The sequence below is a fragment of the Streptomyces sp. NPDC058308 genome (assembly GCF_042880275.1).
Taxonomy (GTDB): Bacteria; Actinomycetota; Actinomycetes; order Streptomycetales; family Streptomycetaceae; genus Streptomyces.
The window spans coordinates 183,876-205,054 of the sequence record NZ_JBHVZA010000017.1; the positions used below are offsets into that span (position 1 = coordinate 183,876).

The 21,179-nt window shown below is 71.0% G+C and carries 19 protein-coding genes; 14 read left to right on the plus strand and 5 right to left on the minus strand.

Annotated features, from left to right (window positions below; genetic code table 11):
• Positions 1-132 precede the first annotated feature (132 nt).
• The 14 genes from ACFVYL_RS23675 to aroC all read left to right on the plus strand — a co-directional run bounded on the left by ACFVYL_RS23675 (position 133) and on the right by aroC (position 17,264).
• Positions 133-1,578 carry a hypothetical protein gene (locus ACFVYL_RS23675; protein WP_389719222.1) on the plus strand — a complete coding sequence of 482 codons (1,446 nt, stop codon included), beginning with the start codon at positions 133-135 and terminating at the stop codon, positions 1,576-1,578.
• A gap of 247 nt (positions 1,579-1,825) precedes the next feature.
• Complete coding sequence (locus ACFVYL_RS23680; protein WP_389719223.1) at positions 1,826-2,668, plus strand: nitrilase-related carbon-nitrogen hydrolase; 843 nt, start codon at positions 1,826-1,828, stop codon at positions 2,666-2,668.
• On the plus strand, positions 2,665-3,948 hold the full coding sequence (locus tag ACFVYL_RS23685) for an aspartate aminotransferase family protein (protein ID WP_389719224.1): 1,284 nt from the start codon (positions 2,665-2,667) through the stop codon (positions 3,946-3,948). The genes ACFVYL_RS23680 and ACFVYL_RS23685 overlap by 4 nt, the downstream gene beginning before the upstream one ends.
• 102 nt (positions 3,949-4,050) lie before the next feature.
• Positions 4,051-5,442 (plus strand): dihydropyrimidinase, encoded by a 1,392-nt coding sequence (gene hydA, locus ACFVYL_RS23690; RefSeq protein WP_389719225.1) that lies wholly within the window; start codon positions 4,051-4,053, stop codon positions 5,440-5,442.
• 418 nt (positions 5,443-5,860) lie between these two features.
• Complete coding sequence (locus ACFVYL_RS23695) at positions 5,861-6,763, plus strand: aromatic prenyltransferase (RefSeq protein ID WP_389719226.1); 903 nt, start codon at positions 5,861-5,863, stop codon at positions 6,761-6,763.
• Between the two features lie 171 nt (positions 6,764-6,934).
• The gene (mvk, locus tag ACFVYL_RS23700) at positions 6,935-7,972 is read left to right on the plus strand and encodes a mevalonate kinase (protein ID WP_389719228.1); all 1,038 of its coding nucleotides are present in this window, start codon (positions 6,935-6,937) and stop codon (positions 7,970-7,972) included.
• Positions 7,962-9,056, plus strand: a complete 1,095-nt coding sequence (gene mvaD, locus ACFVYL_RS23705) for a diphosphomevalonate decarboxylase (RefSeq protein ID WP_389719230.1) — start codon at positions 7,962-7,964, stop codon at positions 9,054-9,056. The genes mvk and mvaD overlap by 11 nt, the downstream gene beginning before the upstream one ends.
• Positions 9,056-10,174 carry a phosphomevalonate kinase gene (locus ACFVYL_RS23710; RefSeq protein WP_389719232.1) on the plus strand — a complete coding sequence of 373 codons (1,119 nt, stop codon included), beginning with the start codon at positions 9,056-9,058 and terminating at the stop codon, positions 10,172-10,174. Before mvaD ends, ACFVYL_RS23710 begins: the two co-directional genes overlap by 1 nt.
• A complete protein-coding gene (gene fni, locus ACFVYL_RS23715; RefSeq protein WP_389719234.1) occupies positions 10,171-11,262 on the plus strand; it encodes a type 2 isopentenyl-diphosphate Delta-isomerase in 1,092 nt (363 codons plus the stop codon). The genes ACFVYL_RS23710 and fni overlap by 4 nt, the downstream gene beginning before the upstream one ends.
• Positions 11,259-12,320: a hydroxymethylglutaryl-CoA reductase gene (locus ACFVYL_RS23720; protein ID WP_389719235.1), complete on the plus strand. Its 1,062-nt coding sequence runs from the start codon at positions 11,259-11,261 to the stop codon at positions 12,318-12,320. Before fni ends, ACFVYL_RS23720 begins: the two co-directional genes overlap by 4 nt.
• Positions 12,321-12,323: 3 nt before the next feature.
• On the plus strand, positions 12,324-13,499 hold the full coding sequence (locus ACFVYL_RS23725; RefSeq protein ID WP_389719237.1) for a hydroxymethylglutaryl-CoA synthase: 1,176 nt from the start codon (positions 12,324-12,326) through the stop codon (positions 13,497-13,499).
• Between the two features lie 137 nt (positions 13,500-13,636).
• Positions 13,637-14,623: a 3-oxoacyl-ACP synthase III family protein gene (locus ACFVYL_RS23730; protein ID WP_389719238.1), complete on the plus strand. Its 987-nt coding sequence runs from the start codon at positions 13,637-13,639 to the stop codon at positions 14,621-14,623.
• Between the two features lie 150 nt (positions 14,624-14,773).
• A complete protein-coding gene (aroA, locus tag ACFVYL_RS23735) occupies positions 14,774-16,063 on the plus strand; it encodes a 3-phosphoshikimate 1-carboxyvinyltransferase (RefSeq protein WP_389719239.1) in 1,290 nt (429 codons plus the stop codon).
• A 16-nt stretch (positions 16,064-16,079) separates the two neighbouring features.
• On the plus strand, positions 16,080-17,264 hold the full coding sequence (gene aroC / locus ACFVYL_RS23740; RefSeq protein WP_389719262.1) for a chorismate synthase: 1,185 nt from the start codon (positions 16,080-16,082) through the stop codon (positions 17,262-17,264).
• 134 nt (positions 17,265-17,398) lie between these two features.
• Here the strand turns inward: aroC and ACFVYL_RS23745 are convergent, their stop codons facing one another.
• The 5 genes from ACFVYL_RS23745 to ACFVYL_RS23765 form a co-directional block, all read right to left on the minus strand.
• Positions 17,399-17,884, minus strand: coding sequence for a hypothetical protein (locus ACFVYL_RS23745; RefSeq protein ID WP_389719240.1), 486 nt, complete (start codon positions 17,882-17,884; stop codon positions 17,399-17,401).
• Positions 17,885-18,078: 194 nt separating this feature from the next.
• Positions 18,079-19,224, minus strand: a complete 1,146-nt coding sequence (locus ACFVYL_RS23750) for a phage tail sheath family protein (protein WP_389719241.1) — start codon at positions 19,222-19,224, stop codon at positions 18,079-18,081.
• Positions 19,225-19,288: 64 nt separating this feature from the next.
• The gene (locus tag ACFVYL_RS23755) at positions 19,289-20,314 is read right to left on the minus strand and encodes a methyltransferase (RefSeq protein WP_389719243.1); all 1,026 of its coding nucleotides are present in this window, start codon (positions 20,312-20,314) and stop codon (positions 19,289-19,291) included.
• Positions 20,315-20,370: 56 nt separating this feature from the next.
• Complete coding sequence (locus ACFVYL_RS23760; RefSeq protein WP_389719244.1) at positions 20,371-20,877, minus strand: PhzA/PhzB family protein; 507 nt, start codon at positions 20,875-20,877, stop codon at positions 20,371-20,373.
• 75 nt (positions 20,878-20,952) lie between these two features.
• The coding region (locus ACFVYL_RS23765) for a pyridoxine 5'-phosphate oxidase C-terminal domain-containing protein (RefSeq protein WP_389719246.1) at positions 20,953-21,179 on the minus strand (227 nt) is incomplete at its 5' end.

Here is a 21,179-nt window from a genome sequence, read left to right on the forward strand (position 1 = left end):
ACCGCATGTAGTCGTCCCGTAACTCATCTGGTGTTATCTTCCGGACCGGAAGACTCCAAGTCTCCACGGGGCGGTGCTGGACAGATGTCAGTAGGACAACTCCCGGAAGAAGTCAGGGAGTTCGCAAGGTATTTGAGGAGTCTGGTCGGGCTGCTCGACCAGGACGCGGGCTGGTGCGGCGTGTTCTGGCAGCGCGACCCCGACGGCATGCGCGCCTGCCTGGAGGGCGCCGAGGTGCCGCCCTGGGACGTGGTGCAGGCGCTGCTCCACGACCTCGCGGCGGACCGCGGCGTCCCGGAGGCCGAGCGGGAGACGGGCAGGGCACGCGCCCTGCACCGGGCCTCCCTCGACGCGTACGACGCCCGGCCGGGCGGGCGCGAACTCCTCAGCGACCGGCTCGACATGATGCTCAGGGAGCAGCGGGTCGCCCTGGAGCGGCAGGCGGACCTGTCGCAGCAGCTGGCCGAGGCGGTCCACGCCGACGACGTGGACCGCGTCAACCTCGACCTCGCGTGGGTGCGCGACGACCAGGAGCGGGCGACCGCCCGCTGCGCCGAACTCCAGGAGCGGATGGACCGCCTGACCGAGACGGCGCGCCCCTCGTGGGTCGACCTCGGCACTCCGGCGCCGGGCGGCGACTTCGCCGGAACCGCACGCGGGGACGTCGGCGAGGCCTTCGACCGGGGCTTCGGCGGGGCCGCCGGTGCGGAGTCCGCCGAGGGCGCGTACGCCCCGGTGGATGAGCACGCCCACGCCTCGCCCCACCCCTTCGACGTGGCGGAGGGCGAACTCCGCGTGCCCCGGCAGAATCCGGCGCCGGGAGCGACTCCGGAGCGCGCAGAGCGGTCCCGGCGGCGCCCGCGCGGCGCACGGTTCGCCGGGCTCGGGGACGGCGGCGGAGAGGGCGTGGCCGGCCCGGGCACGGCGCCGCAGGCCCCGGCGGAGGCGGGGAGGGCGCCCCGCGGCGCGCGGTTCGCGTCCGCCGCCGCGCAGGAGCCACCGCCGCCCGCCGACGTCGGTGGCGGTACCGACGCCGATGCCGACGCCGGTTCCGAGGAGCGCATCACCTCCGACGCCGTACGGGACCTCATCCGGCTCCGGGGCGAGGGCCGCAGCGGCGAGGCGCACGGCGTGCTCGTCGAGGCCGCGGCCTGGCCCGCGTCCCGGCTGCCCCTGTTCGCCGGGGAGCTGCACCGGGCGGGCCTCGGCGCGGACTGGGCGACCCTGCTGTGGGAGGCCGCGTCCCTGCCGCCCGACCGGCTCGTGGCGCTGGCGGACGCGCTCGCCGGGGCCGGCCGCGGCGACGACTGCAGGAAGCTGTTGCGCCAGGGCGTCGCGCGCCCCGCTCCCGAGATCGCCGAGGCGATCCTCGCGCTGATCGACGCGGGCCGCGAGCGGGAGGCCCGCGCGCTCCTCGACTCCTACCTGCGCGTCCGCACCCCCGAGGACGTGGCCCGCTGCGCGCACACCGACCCGCACCGCCTCATCCCCGTCCTCCTGGAGACGGCCAAGGCGGTCTCGGACGAACACCACTGGGACCTGGTGCATGCCCTGCGCGTCGCGGGATTCAGCGCCTGACCGAAGCCGTCCCGCGGGAGCCACTGGGCCTGGCGGCCGCCCGGGCGGGCCCCGCGCTGCCGTGCTTCTGCCGCTTTCCGCCCGTTTCTGGCCCGCTCGGGTGCGAAACATGATCGACTCCGCCGGTTGACGGCGATGGTCTTGCTCAGCCCGTCGGCGGAGGCTTACGTTCTCCTAATCCACGCAGCAAGTCTACGTGCGTAGAAGCTCTCTGACGTCCTCTCAAGGACCTGCGAAGGAGCAGCTCATGGTCAACGTCGTACGCGCCGCACTGGTCCAGGCGACCTGGACAGGCGACACCGAATCCATGATCGCCAAGCATGAGGAGCACGCCCGGGAGGCCGCCCGGCAGGGCGCGCGGATCATCGGGTTCCAGGAGGTCTTCAACGCCCCCTACTTCTGCCAGGTCCAGGAGCCGGAGCACTACCGCTGGGCGGAGCCCGTGCCGGACGGACCCACCGTCACGCGCATGCGGGAGCTCGCCCGCGAGACCGGCATGGTCATCGTCGTCCCCGTCTTCGAGATCGAGCAGTCCGGCTTCTACTACAACACCGCGGCCGTGATCGACGCCGACGGCAGCTACCTCGGCAAGTACCGCAAGCACCACATCCCGCAGGTCAAGGGATTCTGGGAGAAGTACTACTTCAAGCCGGGGAACGCCGGCTGGCCCGTCTTCGACACCGCCGTCGGCAAGGTCGGCGTCTACATCTGCTATGACCGCCACTTCCCCGAGGGCTGGCGGCAGCTGGGCCTGGGTGGCGCCCAGATCGTCTACAACCCCTCCGCCACCTCGCGCGGCCTCTCCGCCCACCTCTGGCAGCTCGAACAGCCCGCGGCCGCCGTCGCCAACGAGTACTTCATCGCCGCGATCAACCGCGTCGGCCAGGAGGAGTACGGCGACAACGACTTCTACGGGACGTCGTACTTCGTCGACCCCCGGGGGCAGTTCGTCGGCGAGGCCGCGAGTGACAAGAACGAAGAACTCGTCGTCAGGGACCTCGACTTCGCCCTCATCGAGGAAGTACGCCAGCAGTGGGCGTTCTACCGCGACCGACGCCCCGACGCCTACGAAGGGCTGGTGCAGCCGTGACCGACCTGTACGACCGCCACAAAGCGGTACTGCCCGACTGGCTCGCGCTCTACTACCAGCGGCCCATGGAGCTCACGCACGGCGAGGGCCGTTACGTGTGGGGCGCCGACGGCAGGAAGTACCTCGACTTCTTCGGCGGCATCCTCACCACGATGACGGCACACGCCCTGCCCGAGGTCACCAAGGCGGTGAGCGAGCAGGCGGGCCGGATCGTCCACTCCTCGACCCTCTACCTCAACCGGCCGATGGTCGAACTCGCCGAGCGAATCGCGGCGTTGTCCGGCATCCCCGACGCCCGCGTCTTCTTCACCACCTCGGGCACCGAGGCCAACGACGCCGCGCTGCTGCTCGCCACCGCGCACCGCCGCTCGAACCAGATCCTGGCGATGCGCAACAGCTACCACGGCCGCTCCTTCACCACCGTCGGCATCACCGGCAACCAGTCGTGGTCGCCGACCAGCCTCTCGCCGCTCCAGACGCTGTACGTGCACGGCGGTGTCCGCAGCCGCGGCCCGTACGCGGAACTGAGCGACGCCGAGTTCACCGCGGCCTGCGTCGCCGACCTGCGGGACATGCTCGGGCAGGGCCGCGGGGGAGTGGCCGCGCTGATCGCCGAGCCGATCCAGGGAGTCGGCGGCTTCACCTCGCCGCCCGACGGCCTGTACGCGGCCTTCCGCGAGGTCCTGGACGAGCACGGCATCCTGTGGATCGCCGACGAGGTGCAGACCGGCTGGGGGCGCACGGGCGAGCACTTCTGGGGCTGGCAGGCGCACGCGCAGAGCGGCCCGCCGGACATCCTCACCTTCGCCAAGGGCATCGGCAACGGCATGTCGATCGGCGGTGTGGTGGCCCGCGCCGAGGTGATGAACTCCCTCGACGCCAACTCCATCTCGACGTTCGGCGGCTCCCCGGTCACCATGGCGGCCGGCCTCGCCAACCTCGCGTACCTCCTGGAGCACGACCTCCAGGGCAACGCCCGGCGCGTCGGCGGACTCCTCATCGAGCGGCTGCGGGCGATCTGCGCCCAACTTCCCGTCGTGCGCGAGGTGCGCGGCCGGGGCCTGATGATCGGCGTCGAACTGGTCGAGCCCGGCACGGACCGGCCCAACCCGCGGGCGGCCGCCGCCGTGCTTGAGGCGGCCCGCGAGGGCGGCCTGCTCATCGGCAAGGGCGGCGGGCACGACACCAGCGTGCTGCGCGTCGCCCCGCCGCTCTCGCTGACCGTGGCGGAGGCGGAGGAGGGCGCCGCGATTCTGGAGCGGGCGCTGCGGAGCGCCTAGGCCCTGTCGTCAAACTCGCGTCGTTCGCCCGGAGGGCGGCCTAGCCGCGGCGACCTCACGTACGTACGGCCTCACAGGCCCGCAGGAAAGGGAGCGCACCACATGAGTAACCGCACCTTGATCACCGGCGGCCTGGTCATCACGGCCTCCGACGAACTGCCCGTCGACGTGCTGGTGGAGGACGGCCGTGTCGCGGCCATGGCCACCCGCGAAAGCCACGGGTGGACCGCCGACCGCGTGCTCGACGCCACCGGGAAGTACGTGATCCCGGGCGGCGTCGACGCCCATACGCACATGGAGATGCCGTTCGGTGGCACCCTCGCCGCGGACACCTTCGAGACCGGCACCCGCGCCGCGGCCTGGGGCGGCACCACCACCATCATCGACTTCGCGATCCAGCCCAAGGGCGGGACCCTCGCGGAGGGCCTCGACGCGTGGCACGAGAAGGCGGCCGGGCGGTGCGCCGTCGACTACGGCTTCCACATGATCATGTCCGACGTGAACGCGTCGTCGCTCAAGGAGATGGACCGGCTCGTCACCGGTGGCGTCACCTCGTTCAAGCTCTTCACCGCCTATCCCGGTGTCTTCCTCTCCGACGACGGACAGATCCTGCGGGCGATGCAGCAGGCGAGCTCCAACGGCGGTCTGGTGATGACGCACGCCGAGAACGGCCTGGCCATCGACGTCCTCGTGGAGCAGGCGCTGGCACGGGGTGAGCGGGACCCGCGCTACCACGGGGAGGTCAGGAAGGCGCTCCTGGAGGCCGAGGCGACGCACCGGGTGATCAAGCTGAGCCAGGTGGCGGGCGCCCCGCTGTACGTGGTGCACGTGTCGGCGCAGGAGGCCGTCGCCGAACTCACCCGGGCCAGGGACGAGGGGCTCCCGGTCTTCGGGGAGACCTGCCCGCAGTACCTCTTCCTGTCGACCGACAACCTCGCGGAGCCCGACTTCGAGGGCGCGAAGTACGTCTGCTCGACGCCGCTGCGGCCGCGCGAGCATCAGGCGGTGCTGTGGCGCGGGCTCCGCACGAACGATCTGCAGGTGGTCTCCACGGACCACTGCCCCTTCTGCTTCAAGGGGCAGAAGGAGATGGGCCGCGACGACTTCTCGAAGATCCCGAACGGCATGCCGGGCGTCGAGAACCGGATGGACCTGCTGCACCAGGCCGTCGTCGACGGGCACATCAGCCGGCGCCGCTGGATCGAGGTCGCCTGCGCGACGCCGGCCCGGATGTTCGGCCTGTACCCGAAGAAGGGCACGATCGCCCCGGGTGCCGACGCGGACATCGTCATCTACGACCCGCACGCCGAGCAGACCATGTCGGCTCGGACGCACCACATGAACGTCGACTACTCGGCGTACGAGGGCAAGCGGGTGACGGGACGGGTGGAGACCGTGCTGTCCCGGGGCGTGCCGGTGATCGAGGGCCGGACGTACGCGGGGCGCGCGGGACACGGCTCGTATCTGCCGCGGGGGATCTGCCAGTACGTGTGATGACGTCCGCCGCGCCGAGCCGAGGGGCGCGCACGCGGGTCGCGGTGTGACCCGCGTCACTTATGGACCCCTTGGCTCGGCGGCTCCCCCCGTGTCACTATTTCTGCACGCCGATTATGCCCAAAACCCGCCGCGAGACGCCGGGTTGACTGCCGTGGCCGCCCGCTCGTGCGGATGAGGCCAGGCTTCTGCTCGGCGCAGTGCTGATTCCCCTTCCCTTCCCGCACGTCGTCGGCGCGTGGTCCTGCCCGGTGCGCCCGGAGTCGCCGCCGACAGGCCGGGTCAGGGAGCTGCCCGGGCGTGGACGCTTTCCTTTGCAGCCCTTTCGTCGTGCCGCGATGAGGCCGTACGGGCTTCTGGTGTGCCCCCATGACGTGTTCGTCGCCACCTGAAGCCGAGATCGATCAATGGAGGAAAAATGCCGGAAACCGCCGAGTTGACGAAGCTGTACTCGATCCTCGAGAAGACGGCTCAGCTGGTGGACGTCACCGCCTCGCGCGACAAGGTCTGGCCCATTCTGGAAGCCTTCCAGGACGTGATCGGACAGTCCGTGATCTCCTTCCGGGCCTCGACCGGCAGCAGCGCGGACGACCTCGACTGCCGCTTCACGATGCTCCCGAAGGACGTGGACCTCTACGGCCGCGCTCTGGAGAAGGGCCTGACCCCGAAGACGGACCACGCCGTCGGCAGTCTGCTGAAGGAGATCCACCAAGAACTCCCCATCGGCAGCTACGGCGTCGACTTCGGAGTCGCGGGCGGATTCACGAAGGGCTGGGCCTTCCCCGACGCGGAGAAGCTGGTGAAGCTCTCCGATCTCGTCAAGCTCCCCTCGGTCCCGCCGAGTGTGGCCGCGAATCTCGGCTTCTTCGAGAAGTGGGGCCTCACCGACATGGTGAGCGTGCTCGGGATCGACTACGCGAAGCGCACGGTCAACCTGTACTTCGGTGGCGGCGTCGGCGACCGGGTACCGGCCGAGGTCTTCCAGGAGAAGGGGGTCAAGGCGATTCTCGGCGAACTCGGGCTGGCGGCGCCGAGCGAGGAGCTGCTCAAGTTCTGCGAGCGGTCGTTCACCATCTACACCACCCTGAGCTGGGACTCCCCGAAGATCGAGCGCTTCACCTACTCCGTCATGACGCCGGAGCCGCTCGGCCTTCCCGTGGACTTGGCCCCGACCTTCGAGCGCATCATCAAGGATGCTCCTTTCGAGGGCCACAACTATGTCTACGGCATCGCGTCGACGCCCAAGGGCGAGTACCACAAGATCGCTACGTACTACCAGTGGCAGAAGCGTGTTGAGAAGCTCCTGCATTCCGATGCGTGAGACGATCGCCATCCTCGCCGGGCGTCGCACGCCCAGAGGCTAGAAGAAAAAAGGGCTTGGTGAGAAGCAATTCACTGCTTCTCACCAAGCCCATTCTTCTGGAACGGCCGAGGCTCTGTCGGCACCGGGCCGGCTTCATTCCTACCCAGAACTCAGGATGATGCGATCTCCATGCAGAAAAGACAAAGGGAGCTGAGTGCGTTGACGCCACCGGCCTCGGCGGAGGGGGTGTCAGAAATCCGTCGCGTTCGCTCGGTCGGTATCGGCCGCGCCCATGCGAAGACCATTTTGCTGGGGGAGCACGCGGTTGTTTACGGCGCTCCCGCCCTGGCGCTTCCGGTGCCCCAACTGACCGTCACGGCCAGCGCGGGCTGGTCCGCCAGGACGCCGGACGACACCGGCGGCGTGTCCCTGACGATGACCGGCTCCGCCTCGCGGCCGGTGGCGACGCAGGCGTCCGACTGGCTGCGGCGGCTGACCGCCGAATTCCGGTCGACCATGGACGTGACCGACGGCGTACACCTCGACGTGATCCTGGACTGCGCGATCCCGCCGGGCCGCGGCCTCGGATCCAGCGCGGCCTGCGCGCGGGCGGTCGTCTTCGCCCTTGCCGACCTCTTCGACCGCGAGGTCACCCCGCAGACCGCCTTCGACCTGGTGCAGACCGCCGAGAACGTCGCACACGGCCGCGCCAGCGGCGTCGACGCCATCGCGGTGGGCGCGTCCGGGCCCCTGCTGTTCCAGCAGGGCCTGGCCGAGGAACTGCCGATCGGCTGCGACGGGTTGTTCATCGTCGCCGACAGCGGCGAGGTGGGACGCACCAAGGACGCCGTCGGGCTGCTGCGCGAAGGCTTCCAGCGCCACTCCGGTGCGCAGGAGCGGTTCGTACGCCGTGCCACGGAGCTCACCGACGAGTCCAGGCACGCCCTCGCGGACGGCAAGTCCGAGGAGCTGGGCTCGCGCATGACGGAGTATCACGAGCTGCTGCGCGCCGCCGGATTGAGCACCGGTCGGATCGACGCACTGGTCGAGGGAGCGCTCGGGGCGGGCAGCCTCGGCGCCAAGATCACGGGGGGTGGCATAGGCGGCTGCGTGATCGCGCTGACCCAGTCGGAACAGGCGAGCGCGGTGACCCGGCAGCTGCACGAGGCCGGCGCCGTACAGACGTGGGTCGTACCGCTGAGGGGGTTCGCCGGCCATGGGCGCTGAACAGCAGGCCACCGCGGTGCGGGCGGCCACGGACACGACAGTGCGCGCGGCGGACACGGCGGTGCGCGCGGCCACGGACACGGCGGGTGCCGCGACCGCCGTGGCGCACCCGAACATCGCCCTCATCAAGTACTGGGGCAAGCGCGACGAGCGGCTCATCCTGCCGCGCACCGACAGCCTCTCCATGACCCTGGACATCTTCCCGACGACCACCCGGGTCCGACTCGCCCCCGACGCCGGTCACGACGAGGTGACGCTCGGCGGCAAGCCCGCGGAGGGCGACGCGCGACAGCGCATCATCACCTTCCTCGACCTGGTGCGCGAGCTGGCCGGGGTCGGCCACCCGGCCGTCGTGGACACCGAGAACACCGTCCCCACCGGGGCGGGCCTCGCCTCCTCCGCCAGCGGATTCGCCGCCCTGGCCCTGGCCGCGGCCGCCGCCTACGGCCTCGACCTCGACGTCACCGCGCTGTCGCGCCTGGCCCGGCGCGGCTCCGGATCGGCCTCCCGGTCCCTCTTCGGGGACTTCGTGGTCTGGCACGCGGGCCGGGCGGACGGCACGGACGAGGAGGCGGACCTGAGCTCGTACGCCGAGCCGGTGCCCGCGGGCCCCCTCGACCCCGCCCTCGTCGTCGCCGTCGTCAACGCCGGACCCAAGGACGTGTCCAGCCGGGCGGCCATGCGACGCACCGTCGACACCTCGCCCCTCTACGAGCCCTGGGCCGTCTCCAGCAAGGACGACCTGGCCGACATGCGCCTGGCGCTCGGCCGCGGCGACCTCGAAGCGGTCGGCGAGATCGCGGAGCGCAACGCGCTCGGCATGCACGCCACGATGCTGGCGGCCCGTCCCGCGGTGCGCTACCTCTCGCCCGCCACGCTCACCGTGCTCGACAGCGTGCTGCGGCTCCGGCGCGACGGCGTGGCGGCCTACGCGACCATGGACGCCGGGCCGAACGTGAAGGTGCTCTGCCGCAGCGCGGACGCGGACCGGGTCGCCGACGTGGTGCGCGGCGCCGCGCAGGGCGGCGCGATCCACATCGCGCGACCCGGCCCGGGAGCACGGCTGCTGAACGAGGACGGGTGATGTCCCCGCAGCGGACGGTCGCCCGGCGCGCGCCGGGCAAGCTGTTCGTCGCGGGCGAGTACGCGGTGGTGGAGCCGGGCAACCCGGCGATCCTGGTGGCGGTCAACCGCTACGTCACCGTCACCGTCTCCGAACCCGGCGCCCCCGGCGGCGTCAGCCTCTCCTCCGACCTCCTGCCGCGCACGGCGCACTGCCGGTGGCGGGACGGCCGGCTCGGCGGAGCGCAGCCGCAGGACGGACAGCTACTCCGCGACGGCCTGGCCCATGTGGCGGCGGCCGTCGAGACCGTGACCCTGCTCCTTGCCGAACGCGGCCTGCCCGCACCGGCGTTGGACGTCTCGGTGGCCAGCGGGCTGCACGACAACGGCACGAAGTTCGGGCTGGGGTCCAGCGGCGCGGTGACCGTGGCGACCGTCGACGCGGTGGCCGCCTTCTGCGGCCTCGATCTGTCCCGCGACGCCCGGTACCGCCTCGCGATGCTCGCCACGGCGGGCATCGAGGCCAAGGCCTCCGGCGGTGATCTCGCCGCGAGCACCTGGGGCGGCTGGCTCGCCTATCAGGCGCCCGACCGTACCGCCGTGCTCGACCTGGCCCGAAGATCGGGCGTCGAGAAGGCGCTGCGGGAGCCCTGGCCGGGGTTCGCGGTGCGCAGGCTGCCCCCGCCCGAAGGCCTCTCGCTGGAGGTCGGCTGGACCGGCACACCCGCCTCGACCTCCTCGCTCGTCTCCGGCCTGCACCGGCGGACGTGGCGGGGCACCGCCTCCCACCAGAGGTTCCTGCAGACCACCAACGACTTCGTGCGTGCCTCGATCGACGCACTGGAGCAAGGCAACCGCGAGGACCTGCTGCGGCAGATCCGGCGGGCGAGACAGGAGCTGGCGCGCCTCGACGAAACGGTCGGGCTCGGCATCTTCACGACCGAGCTGACCGCGCTGTGCGACGCCGCCGAAGCCGTCGGCGGCGCGGCCAAGCCCTCGGGGGCGGGCGGTGGCGACTGCGGCATCGCGCTGCTCGACGCCGAGGTGTCACAGGACATCGCTCACGTACAGAAACGGTGGACCACGGCGGGTGTGCGGCCCCTGCCGATCCGTCCCGCCATGGAAGGGAACGAAGAATGATCTCTCAACGCAAGGACGACCACGTCCGGCTCGCTGTCGAGCACCAGCGTCAGCACAGCGGACACAACCAGTTCGACGAGGTGTCGTTCGTCCACCACGCCCTGGCCGGGATCGACCGGCCGGACGTGTCCCTGGCCACGACCTTCGCCGGCATCTCCTGGCCGGTGCCCCTCTACATCAACGCGATGACCGGCGGCAGCGTCAGCACCGGCGTCATCAACCGCGACCTGGCCATCGCCGCCCGCGAGACCGGTGTCGCCGTCGCCTCCGGCTCCATGAGCGCGTACTTCAAGGACCCGTCGTGCGCCGACACGTTCAGCGTGCTGCGCAAGGAGAACCCCAACGGGTTCGTCCTGGCCAACGTCAACGCGACCGCGTCGGTCGACAAGGCACAGAGCGCCATCGACCTGGTGCAGGCCAACGCCCTGCAGATCCACATCAACACGGCCCAGGAAACGCCGATGCCCGAGGGCGACCGGTCGTTCTCGTCCTGGGTCCCGCAGATCGAGAAGATCGCGGCGGCCGTCGACGTCCCCGTGATCGTCAAGGAGGTCGGCAACGGCCTCAGCCGTGAGACCGTCCTGCTCCTGGAGACCCTGGGCGTCCAGGTCGCGGACCTCGGCGGCCGGGGCGGCACGGACTTCGCCCGCATCGAGAACGGCCGCAGGGAACTGCGCGAGTACGCGTTCCTGCACGGCTGGGGCCAGTCCACCGCCGCGTGCCTCCTCGACACGCAGGACGTCGGCATCCCCGTCCTCGCCTCCGGCGGCGTCCGCAACGCGCTCGACGTGGTCCGCGCCCTCGCGCTCGGCGCGTCCGGCGTCGGCGTCTCCGGCGGGTTCCTGCGCACGCTGAAGGACGAGGGCGTCTCCGCGCTGATCGCGCAGATCTCGACCTGGCTCGACCAGCTGGCGGCCATGCAGACCATGCTCGGCGCCCGCACCCCCGCCGACCTGCGGCGCTGCGATCTCCTGATCCACGGCGAACTCCGTAACTTCTGCGCCGACCGGGGCATCGAGACGGGGCCCTTCGCCCAGCGCTCGCGCTCCGCCGAGGCCGCCCACGAGCTGACGGGAAGCACCCGATGACCGAGACACACGCAATAGCAGGCGTCCCGATGCGCTGGGTCGGACCCGTGCGCATCTCCGGGAACGTCGCCACCACCGAGACCCAGGTCCCGCTCGCCACGTACGAGACGCCGCTGTGGCCCTCCGTGGGCCGCGGCGCGAAGGTGTCCCGGCTGGTCAAGGAAGGCATCGTCGCCACCCTCGTCGACGAGCGCATGACCCGCTCGGTCCTTGTGGAGGCGACGGACGCGCAGACCGCGTACGTGGCCGCCCGCGCCATCGACGCGCGGATCGACGAGCTGCGCGAAGTCGTGCGCGGCTGCAGCAGGTTCGCCCAGCTGATCAACATCCGGCACGAGATCAACGCCAACCTGCTGTTCATCCGGTTCGAGTTCACCACCGGTGACGCGTCCGGGCACAACATGGCGACCCTCGCGTCCGACGCGCTCCTGAAGCACCTGCTCGAGACAATCCCCGGCATCTCCTACGGGTCGATCTCGGGCAACTACTGCACGGACAAGAAGGCCACCGCGATCAACGGCATCCTCGGCCGCGGCAAGAACGTGGTCACGGAGCTGCTGATCCCCCGTGACATCGTCACCGATGTCCTGCACACGACGGCCGCCAAGGTCGTCCAGCTGAACATCCGCAAGAACATGCTCGGCACCCTGCTCGCCGGCGGCATCCGCTCGGCGAACGCCCACTACGCCAACATGCTGCTCGGCTTCTACCTGGCGACCGGCCAGGACGCGGCCAACATCGTCGAGGGCTCCCAGGGCGTCACGATGGCCGAGGACCGCGACGGCGACCTCTACTTCGCCTGCACCCTGCCGAACCTGATCGTCGGCACCGTGGGCAACGGCAAGGGGCTCGAGTTCGTGGAGACCAACCTCGCCCGGCTCGGCTGCCGGGAAGAGCGCGAGCCCGGGGAGAACGCCCGCAGGCTCGCGGTCATCGGGGCGGCGACGGTCCTGTGCGGAGAGCTCTCGCTCCTCGCCGCCCAGACGAACCCCGGTGAACTGATGCGTGCGCACGTCCAGTTGGAGCGCGACAACCAGACGGAAAAGGTCGGTGTGTGAGTCATGGCCAGTGGTTCAGGCATAGGTATTCATGATCTGTCGTTCGCGACGACCGAGTTCGTTCTGCCGCACACGGCGCTCGCCGCGTACAACGGCACGGAGATCGGCAAGTACCACATAGGCATCGGCCAGGAGTCGATGAGCGTGCCGGCGGCCGACGAGGATATCGTGACGCTGGCCGCATCAGCGGCCGCGCCGATCATCGAGCGGCACGGCAGCGAGCGCATCCGTACGGTCGTCTTCGCGACCGAGTCCTCGATCGACCAGGCCAAGTCCGGTGGCGTGTACGTGCATTCGCTGCTCGGGCTGCCGTCGGCGGCGCGGGTGGTGGAGCTGAAGCAGGCCTGCTACGGGGCGACCGCGGGGCTGCAGTTCGCGCTGGGCCTCGTCGCGCGCGACCCCTCCCAGCAGGTCCTCGTGATCGCCAGTGACGTGTCCAAGTACGAACTGGACAGCCCCGGCGAGGCCACCCAGGGCGCCGCCGCGGTGGCGATGCTGGTGGGCGCGGACCCCGCACTGCTGCGGCTCGACGGCCCCTCGGGGCTGTTCACCGCGGACGTGATGGACTTCTGGCGGCCCAACTACCGGGACGCGGCGCTGGTGGACGGGCAGGAGTCGATCTCCGCCTACCTCCAGGCCGTCGAGGGCTGCTGGAAGGACTACACGGAGCAGGGCGGACACCCCCTGGAGGAGTTCGCCGCGTTCTGCTACCACCAGCCGTTCACGAAGATGGCCTACAAGGCCCACCGGCACCTGCTGAACTACTGCGGCTACGACACCGACAAGGACGCGATCGAGCACGCGCTCGGACGGACCACCGCGTACAACAAGGTGATCGGCAACAGCTACACGGCGTCGGTCTACCTGGGCCTGGCCGCGCTCCTCGACCAGGCCGAGGACCTGACCGGCCGCTCGATCGGCTTCCTGAGCTACGGCTCGGGCAGCGTCGCCGAGTTCTTCGCAGGACAGGTCGTGCCCGGCTACCGGGAGCAGCTGCGCACGGCGGAGCACCGCGCGTCGATCGAGCGGCGCAAGCCGCTGGACTACGCGGGCTACCGCGAGCTGCACGAGCGGTCCTTCCCCACCGACGGCGGGGACTACCCGACGCCGGTGCAGAGCAGCGGGCAGTTCCGTCTCGCCGCCCTGCGCGGCCACAAGCGGATCTACGAGCGGCGGTAGGGCATCGTGCGGGTCCACCAGTGCGCGGGCGGCCCGTGGAGGCTGCCCGCGCACGCCGCGCGCGGGTGCGGCGGGGCCGTCCAGGCGCCGGCCATGAGCACAGTCCATTCACGTCGCGTTGAGGGTAGGGCAGGCGAATGACCGGTATCGCAACCGATATCGCAGTTCTCGGTACGGGCTCCCAGGTGCCGGACCGCATCGTCTCCAATGACGAGGTCGGGGCTCCGGCCGGGGTCGACGGCGAGTGGATCGTCCGTAAGACCGCGATCAGGGAACGGCGTTGGGCCGCGCCGGGGCAGGCCACCTCGCACCTGGCGGCGGCGGCGGGCCGCGCCGCGCTGGAGTCCGCGGGCATCACGGCGGCACAGCTGTCCCTGATCGTGGTGGCCACGTCCACACCGGACCGGCCGCAGCCGCCGACCGCGGTGTTCGTGCAGCAGCAGCTGGGCGCCCTCGGCGCGGCGGCCTTCGACGTCAACGCGGTCTGCTCCGGCAGTGTGTTCGCGCTGTCGGTGGTCGAGGGCATGCTGTCGAAGACCGGCGGTCACGCGCTGGTGATCGGCGCCGACGTGTACTCGCGGATCCTGAACCCGGCCGACCGCAAGACGGTCGTGCTGTTCGGCGACGGGGCCGGCGCGATGGTCCTCGGCCCCGGCCGCGGCCCGAAGATACGCCATGTCGCGCTGCACACCTTCGGTGATCTGTCGGACCTGATCCAGGTGCCCGCGGGCGGCAGCCGGGTCCCCCCGGACCGGGCCGCGCTCGATGCGGGGCTGCAGTACTTCACGATGGACGGGCGCGAGGTGCGCCGCTTCGTCGTCGAGCAACTGCCGCAGCTGACCAAGCAGTTCCTGCACGAGGCGGGCGTGGTGCCGGACGACATCGCGCACTTCGTGCCGCACCAGGCCAACGGCGTCATGCTCGACACCGTGGTCGAGGACCTGTCGCTGTCCCGCGCCACCACACACCTCACGCTGGAGGAGTACGGCAACACGGGCGCCGCCTCCATCCCGATCACCCTGGACGCGGCCGCCCGCAAGGGCGCCTTCAGCCCCGGCGACCTGGTCCTCCTCGCCGGCTTCGGCGGCGGCATGGCAGCGGGGCTCGCCCTGCTCGAATGGTGACGTCGCCGCCGTTCGCCCGGTGCGTCCGGCCGGATTCCTGACGGTCCCGGCCGGCCACCGTCCCCCGACCGGGCCGGGGAGCTCCCCCTTCCCCCGCGAGAGCTCCCCGGCCTGGTCCCCCCCATCACCCCGCCGCACGGAGGCACCCGCGTGATCACGGAGAACGAGCCGGGCACCGGCCTGGCCGCCCGCATACCGGGATCCAAGAGCCTGACCAACCGACTGCTCCTGCTGGCCGCCGCCGCCGACGGCACGAGCAGAGTGCACGCTCCCCTGGTGAGCGAGGACACCGTCGCGTTCCGCGAGGCGCTGAGCGCGTGCGGCCACACCGTGCGGACCGGCCCGCGGGACCAGTACTGGGACGTGACGGGCACGGGACGCGGACCGTCCGGCTCCGCCCGGCCCTGGTGCGCGGACGCCGGCACCGCGGCCCGCTTCCTGCCGCCGTTCGCCGCCACCGGACACGGCGCCTTCCTCTTCGACGGCTCGGCACAGCTCCGGGCCCGCCCGCAGCGACCCCTGCTCGACGCGCTCCGCGCGCTGGGCGCCGACCTGGAACCCGGCCCCGGCAACGGACTCCCCCTACTGATCCGCGCCCAGGGCCTGGCGGGTGGCGAGCTCACGGTGGACTCGTCGCTGAGCAGCCAGTACCTGAGCGGGCTCCTGATGGCCGCGCCCCTGATGCGCGAAGGCCTGCGGATCCGCACCGGAAGCCTGGTCAGCAGGCCCTACGTAGACATGACACTGGCGCTGATGCGCCGCTTCGGAGCCCGCGTCGACGAGGGCGAGGACGGCACCCTCCACGTCGAACCGCGGCCGTACGCCGCCACCGACGTCGCGGTCGAGCCCGACGCGTCCTCCGCCTCGTACGTCTTCGCCGCCGCGGCCGTCACCGGAAGCAGCGTCACCGTGCCCGGCCTCGGCGCCGACAGCCTCCAGGGCGACCTCCGCTTCGTCGAGGTCCTCGCACGCACCGGCGCCGAGGTGCACGTGGGCGCGACGGCCACCACGGTGACGGGCACCGGACCGCTGCGCGGCGGCTTCACCGTCGACATGGGCGAGATCTCGGACACGTTCATGACCCTCGCCGCCATCGCGCCCCTGGCCGACGCACCCATCACCATCCGCGGTGTCGCGCACGCGAGGCTGAAGGAGTCCGACCGCGTCGCCGCCGTGGCGGCGAACCTGCGGGCCTGCGGCATCGAGACCGCCGAGGGACCGGACTGGATCACCGTCCACCCCGGAGTGCCGCGCCCCACCCGCATCGACTGCCGGCGCGACCACCGGATCGCGATGTCGTTCTCGGTCCTCGGGCTCGCCGTACCGGACACGATCTCGCTGGACGACCCGGACTGCGTGGCGAAGACCTTCCCAGAGTTCCACGACGAGATGCGACGCCTGTTCACCGGCTACGCGCTTGCGTCGAGCACATCCCGCTGAGCATGAGGAGCATCCGTTGAGCAGGTTGCGTTGGCTGACCGCGGGGGAGTCGCACGGACCCGCGCTTGTCGCGACGTTGGAGGGGCTTCCCGCCGGCGTGCCGGTCACCACGGAGATGGTGGCGGATCATCTGGCGCGGCGGCGTCTTGGGTACGGGCGTGGTGCGCGGATGAAGTTCGAGCGTGATGAGGTCACGTTCCTGGGTGGTGTGCGGCACGGGCTGAGCATGGGTTCGCCGATCGCGGTGATGATCGGGAACACGGAGTGGCCCAAGTGGGAGCAGGTGATGTCGGCCGATCCGGTCGATCCGGCGGTGCTGGCCGATCTGGCGCGTAATGCCCCGCTGACCCGGCCCCGTCCGGGGCACGCGGATCTGGCGGGGATGCAGAAGTACGGCTTCGAGGAGGCCCGCCCGGTCCTGGAGCGGGCTTCGGCGCGGGAGACGGCGGCGCGGGTGGCGCTGGGTGCGGTGGCCCGCTCCTTCCTCAAGGAGACGGCCGGGATCGAGATCGTCTCGCATGTGACGGAGCTGGCGGCGGCGAAGGCCCCCTACGGGGTGTACCCGACGCCTGCTGATGTCGGGAAGCTGGATGCGGATCCGGTGCGGTGTCTGGACGCGGATGCCTCGAAGGCGATGGTCGCGGAGATCGATCAGGCGCACAAGGACGGGGACACCCTGGGTGGGGTGGTCGAGGTCCTGGCGTATGGGGTGCCGGTCGGTTTGGGTTCGCACGTGCACTGGGACCGGCGGCTGGGTGCGCGGCTGGCGGCTGCGCTGATGGGTATTCAGGCGATCAAGGGTGTGGAAGTGGGGGACGGTTTCGAGTTGGCGCGGGTGCCGGGGTCGCGGGCGCATGACGAGATCGTCGCCACGGATGACGGGATCAGGCGCACCTCGGGCCGTTCCGGTGGTACGGAGGGTGGTCTGACCACGGGTGAGTTGTTGCGGGTGCGGGCGGCGATGAAGCCGATCGCGACGGTGCCGCGGGCGCTGGCGACGGTGGATGTGGCGACGGGTGAGGCGACCAAGGCGCATCATCAGCGGTCCGATGTGTGTGCGGTGCCGGCGGCGGGGATCGTCGCGGAGGCGATGGTCGCGCTGGTCCTGGCCGATGCGGTGGCGGAGAAGTTCGGCGGCGACAGCGTGCCGGAGACCCGGCGCAACGTGCGGTCCTACCTCGACAACCTGCAGATCCGGTGACCGGTTCCGGCGTCGCGGGGACGACGGCGGGCTGAACACGGGGCCGGCCCCGCCTCGTTCCGTCCTGCTCTCTCCCGCTGAACAGGCCCGACGAAGGACGGTGCCGGCCGTGTTTCAAGGCCGTCGCGGCGGTGTCAGGCCGCTTCCCTGCTCTGCCGGTCCATGAGGTGCCGCAGGACCAGCCACTCCCGTATCTCCCACGAGTGCCCCGACGAACAGCTGATGCTGCTGCCCGCTCCCGCGGTCGCGGCGTGCTGCGGTGAGGCGTCGATCGTCCCCGTGCAACTGTCCACCACGCACTGCCTGGTGAGGGAGCGGTGGTCACCGCGGTCGGGCTCGATGACACGCATCAGTTCGACGTGGAGTTCCTGGATCTCGTCCGCGAAGTCCGCCGCAGGGGGCTGGACCGCCAGCCACTCCAGATGGAGCAGGAGGAAACACGTCAGGTGCGGGACGGAACGGGCCGGGGCCGGAATGCCGAGCTCGTCCGCCGCGTAATGCGCCCACGCCTCCAGAATGGCAAGGATGTTGCTCCTCGCGTCGAGCGCGGCGACATTCAGATGATCGCGCTTGCGGCTCCCGGAGACCTTGGTCGGATTACGCCGCCGAGAGGTCGCCATGACGTGGTGCAGACCCTCTTGGTGCAGTCCGGGAAGAGCGCGCAGATTGCGTTCCAGTTTTCTGACGCAAGGGTCACAGAGGACGGGTCCTGCGGCTGCGCGCAGTTCCTGTCCGTGGTTCCGCGAGCATGAATGACTCTCCATTGCTTTGAATCTCCTTAGAAGGCATCGCCTTGATGGCCGGTAGGTTCTGGTCAGGGAACTCTGTTCTCGGCTGGGTGCTCGATGCGGAAAGTGATGAACTCGGCCGGCCGTACGGCGGCGAGGCCGATGCCGAGGGCCAGCCGGCCGCCCGCCGTACCCTTCTCGCACACGACCTCGAACGCCTCGGCCGCGGAGCCGCCGCGCAGCGCCCCTCGGCGCCACAGTCCCCGCAGGAAGGTCACGGCGGACTGGCGGACCAGCGCCCGCAGTTGGGCGGTGTCGGTCTCGAAGGCGGCCCACCGGGTTCCCTGCGCGAGTGAGGCGCGGGCGTGGTTCACCAGACGCCGCACGCCGAGGTCCGCCCAGTCGGGCTCGGTGGACAGCGTGCGCGCGCCCGTCACCCGGATGCCCCGCCCCGGCACGAACCGGAGGCAGTTCACCCCGAGATCGTTGATCGTTTCCCGCTCGTCGGCGGACATCTCCCACTCCTGCTTCACCACCCCCACCAGGGCGCCCACGGGGGCCGTGTGCACGCCGCGCTCGATGTCGACGCGGCAGCACAGTCCGGACGCGTGCCCCGAGGGCGGCACCAGGCGTTCCGTGCCGTCGGCCGCGGTCACGGTGATCCATGGGTAGTGCACGGCGACGAACTGGGCTTCCGGCTCGGCGAGTTCGAACGGTCTGCGCACGTCGGCGGGGGCGATGCCCTGCCGGGTGTGCAGCAGTGCGACCCGGTTGCCCAGGCGGCCGCAGTGCTCGGCGACCGCCCGTGCGATGGCGTGCGCGTCGCTCTCCACCCGCCACAGGTCCGGGGTCACCACGAGGGTGACCTCCACAAGCTTCTCCAGCCGGGCGAGAGCGGCACGGTAGGCGGCGACCCGGTCTCCGCCGCCGGCCGTGCCGAGGAGCCATGCCCCGCCACCCCCGTTGCGGAAGTGGCCGAGCACGGCATCGTGCACATGAGAGAGCGCCTCGTCGTCGGTCCCGCGCGTCGAGAACGCCTCGATGAACTCCTGCGGATGGCGGACGTAGGCCGGCTTTTCCGGCAGGCTCCGGGCGTCCCCGACGAAAGCGGCCACCGCTGTGGGCACGCCGTGGATGACGGGCGCTCCGTGGCCCGCTTCCCGGCCGGTGTCCGGGCCGAAGGGCCCGGTGGCGCCGGCTGTACGCGGCTGATGCGGCTGCTGTGGTGACATGCGGACTCCTCGGTCACGACGGTTTCCGGAAGGTGCTCGCTCGCCGGTCCGCCCCGGCCGGTCCTCAGCCCGCGGGGGTGAGGATGAGGGCCGATGCCTCCATGGGAAGCGGTACGGAGCGCTCGATGGCCAGGTCCGAACGGGCCGCAAGATCGCGGTACTCGCCGATGGAACGCTGATGCCCGCCGTTGACGACCATCAGGTGGAGGTCCCAGAGCGGGGCCAGCAGGCCGGCTTTGCCTTCCTGGACGACCAGTTCGATGATCAGGAGGCGGGACTTCGAGGCCATGGCCTCACGTATGGACCGCAGGAGGCGCACACAGTCGTCGTCCGACCAGTCGCCGAGAACCCGGGACAGCAGGTAGGTGTCCGCTTCCTTGGGCATCGGGGTGGTGAACATGTCACCGGCGATCAGTTCGGTGCGGTCCGTGCCCACGCTCTGTTCCAGGTGCGCGCGGGCGATGGGGAGGGTGTGCTCCAGGTCGAGCAGGGTGCCGCGGGCCTCGGGGGCGGAGCCGAGGACCCTGGCCAGCAGCTGACCGCTGCCTCCGGCGATGTCGACGACGTGCCGGTCGGCCGTGAAGTCGATGTGCTGGGGGACCGCGTCGAAGGCGAAGTTGTTCGCCTGGGCCTGCATGGCGCGCTGGAAGCGCTTCGCGGCGTCGGCGTCCTCACGCAGGTAGCCGACGAGCGACGTCCCGTACGCCTTCTCGAAACCGGTCTTGCCGGTGCGGAACGTCTCGATGGAGCTGCCCCACGCCTGGTAGAACTCCTCGCCGTAGAGCAGCGACACATCGCGTAGCGATCCGGGCTGATCGCGAAGCAGCTCGCCCACGTCGGTGTTGCGGTAGCCGTCGTTCTCGTCACCGTCGACCACGCCGAGCCGCAGGAGCAGGCGCAGCAGTCGCCGGACGGCGTCCTCGTCCGCGCCGGCGGCCCGGGCGAGGTCCGTCGGACCCGTGTGTCCCGCCGCGATCAGATCGGGCAGCCCCAGCTTGACCGCGGCGTAGACGGCCTGGGTGTGCCAGGCGGCGGTGACGAGGTCGATGGCGGCGCGGGCGGCCGGCCGGGGGGCATTGTCGGGGGTCATGATCTCTCTCCATGCGGATGGTGGGTACGGGGCGGGGGCGGGGTCGCTCCGGCGGTTCAGGAGGGGATCCAGTCCCGCTGGATGTGAGGGGTCTCGATGCTCAGGGCGCGCATGTGCTCGATGGGGTTGGTGTATTCGCGGCTGGCGGCGATCTGTCCGTCGCGCAGGGTGAAGCCGTGGATGAAGTGGTTCCGGTAACGGCCTTCGGGATAACCGGGGAACCGGATGGTTCCCTCGCCGTCGCACTCGACCCAGATGACGGCCGGGTCCTGGGTCTCGTAGATCTGCACGTCGAACCACTCCCAGTCGGGCAGCACCTTGAGGGAGAGCTCGCCGTGGCGCTGGAGCTTCTCGCGGCCTTGGACGGTGATGGGGCGGCCGATGTCGGTGTTGAACAGGGACGCGGTCCCGTCCTCGGTGTAGAGGGTGTAGCGGCGCAGCCGGGCCTCGGGCCCGATCTCCATGTACTGCTCCACGGCCCGCCGGTTGCGGGCGCGCAGCTCGAGGTGGTTGGTGAACACCGGGGCGGACGCGGCGGGTTCGGCGGGCGGTGACGTGGTCATGATCTCTCCGGACGGAAGGCCAGCAGGGGCGGGACGGACGACGTGGTGTGGCCCGCGGGCGAGGGCGCCGCGGTGTCAGGGCTGGAGGCGGGTGGGGTGCCAGCCGGTGGGGGTGCGGTCGTAGCGCAGGCGTTCGTGGAGGCGGTCGGTGCCGTTGGCCCAGAACTCCACGCTGGCCGGGCGCAGGCGGTAGCCGGCGAAGGCTGTGGGGCAGGGCAGCGGGCGTTGCAGGGCGGCCAGTTCCAGGGCCTGGGTGCGCAGTTCTTCGGCGTGGTCGAGGTCGCGCAGGGGTTCGCTCTGGG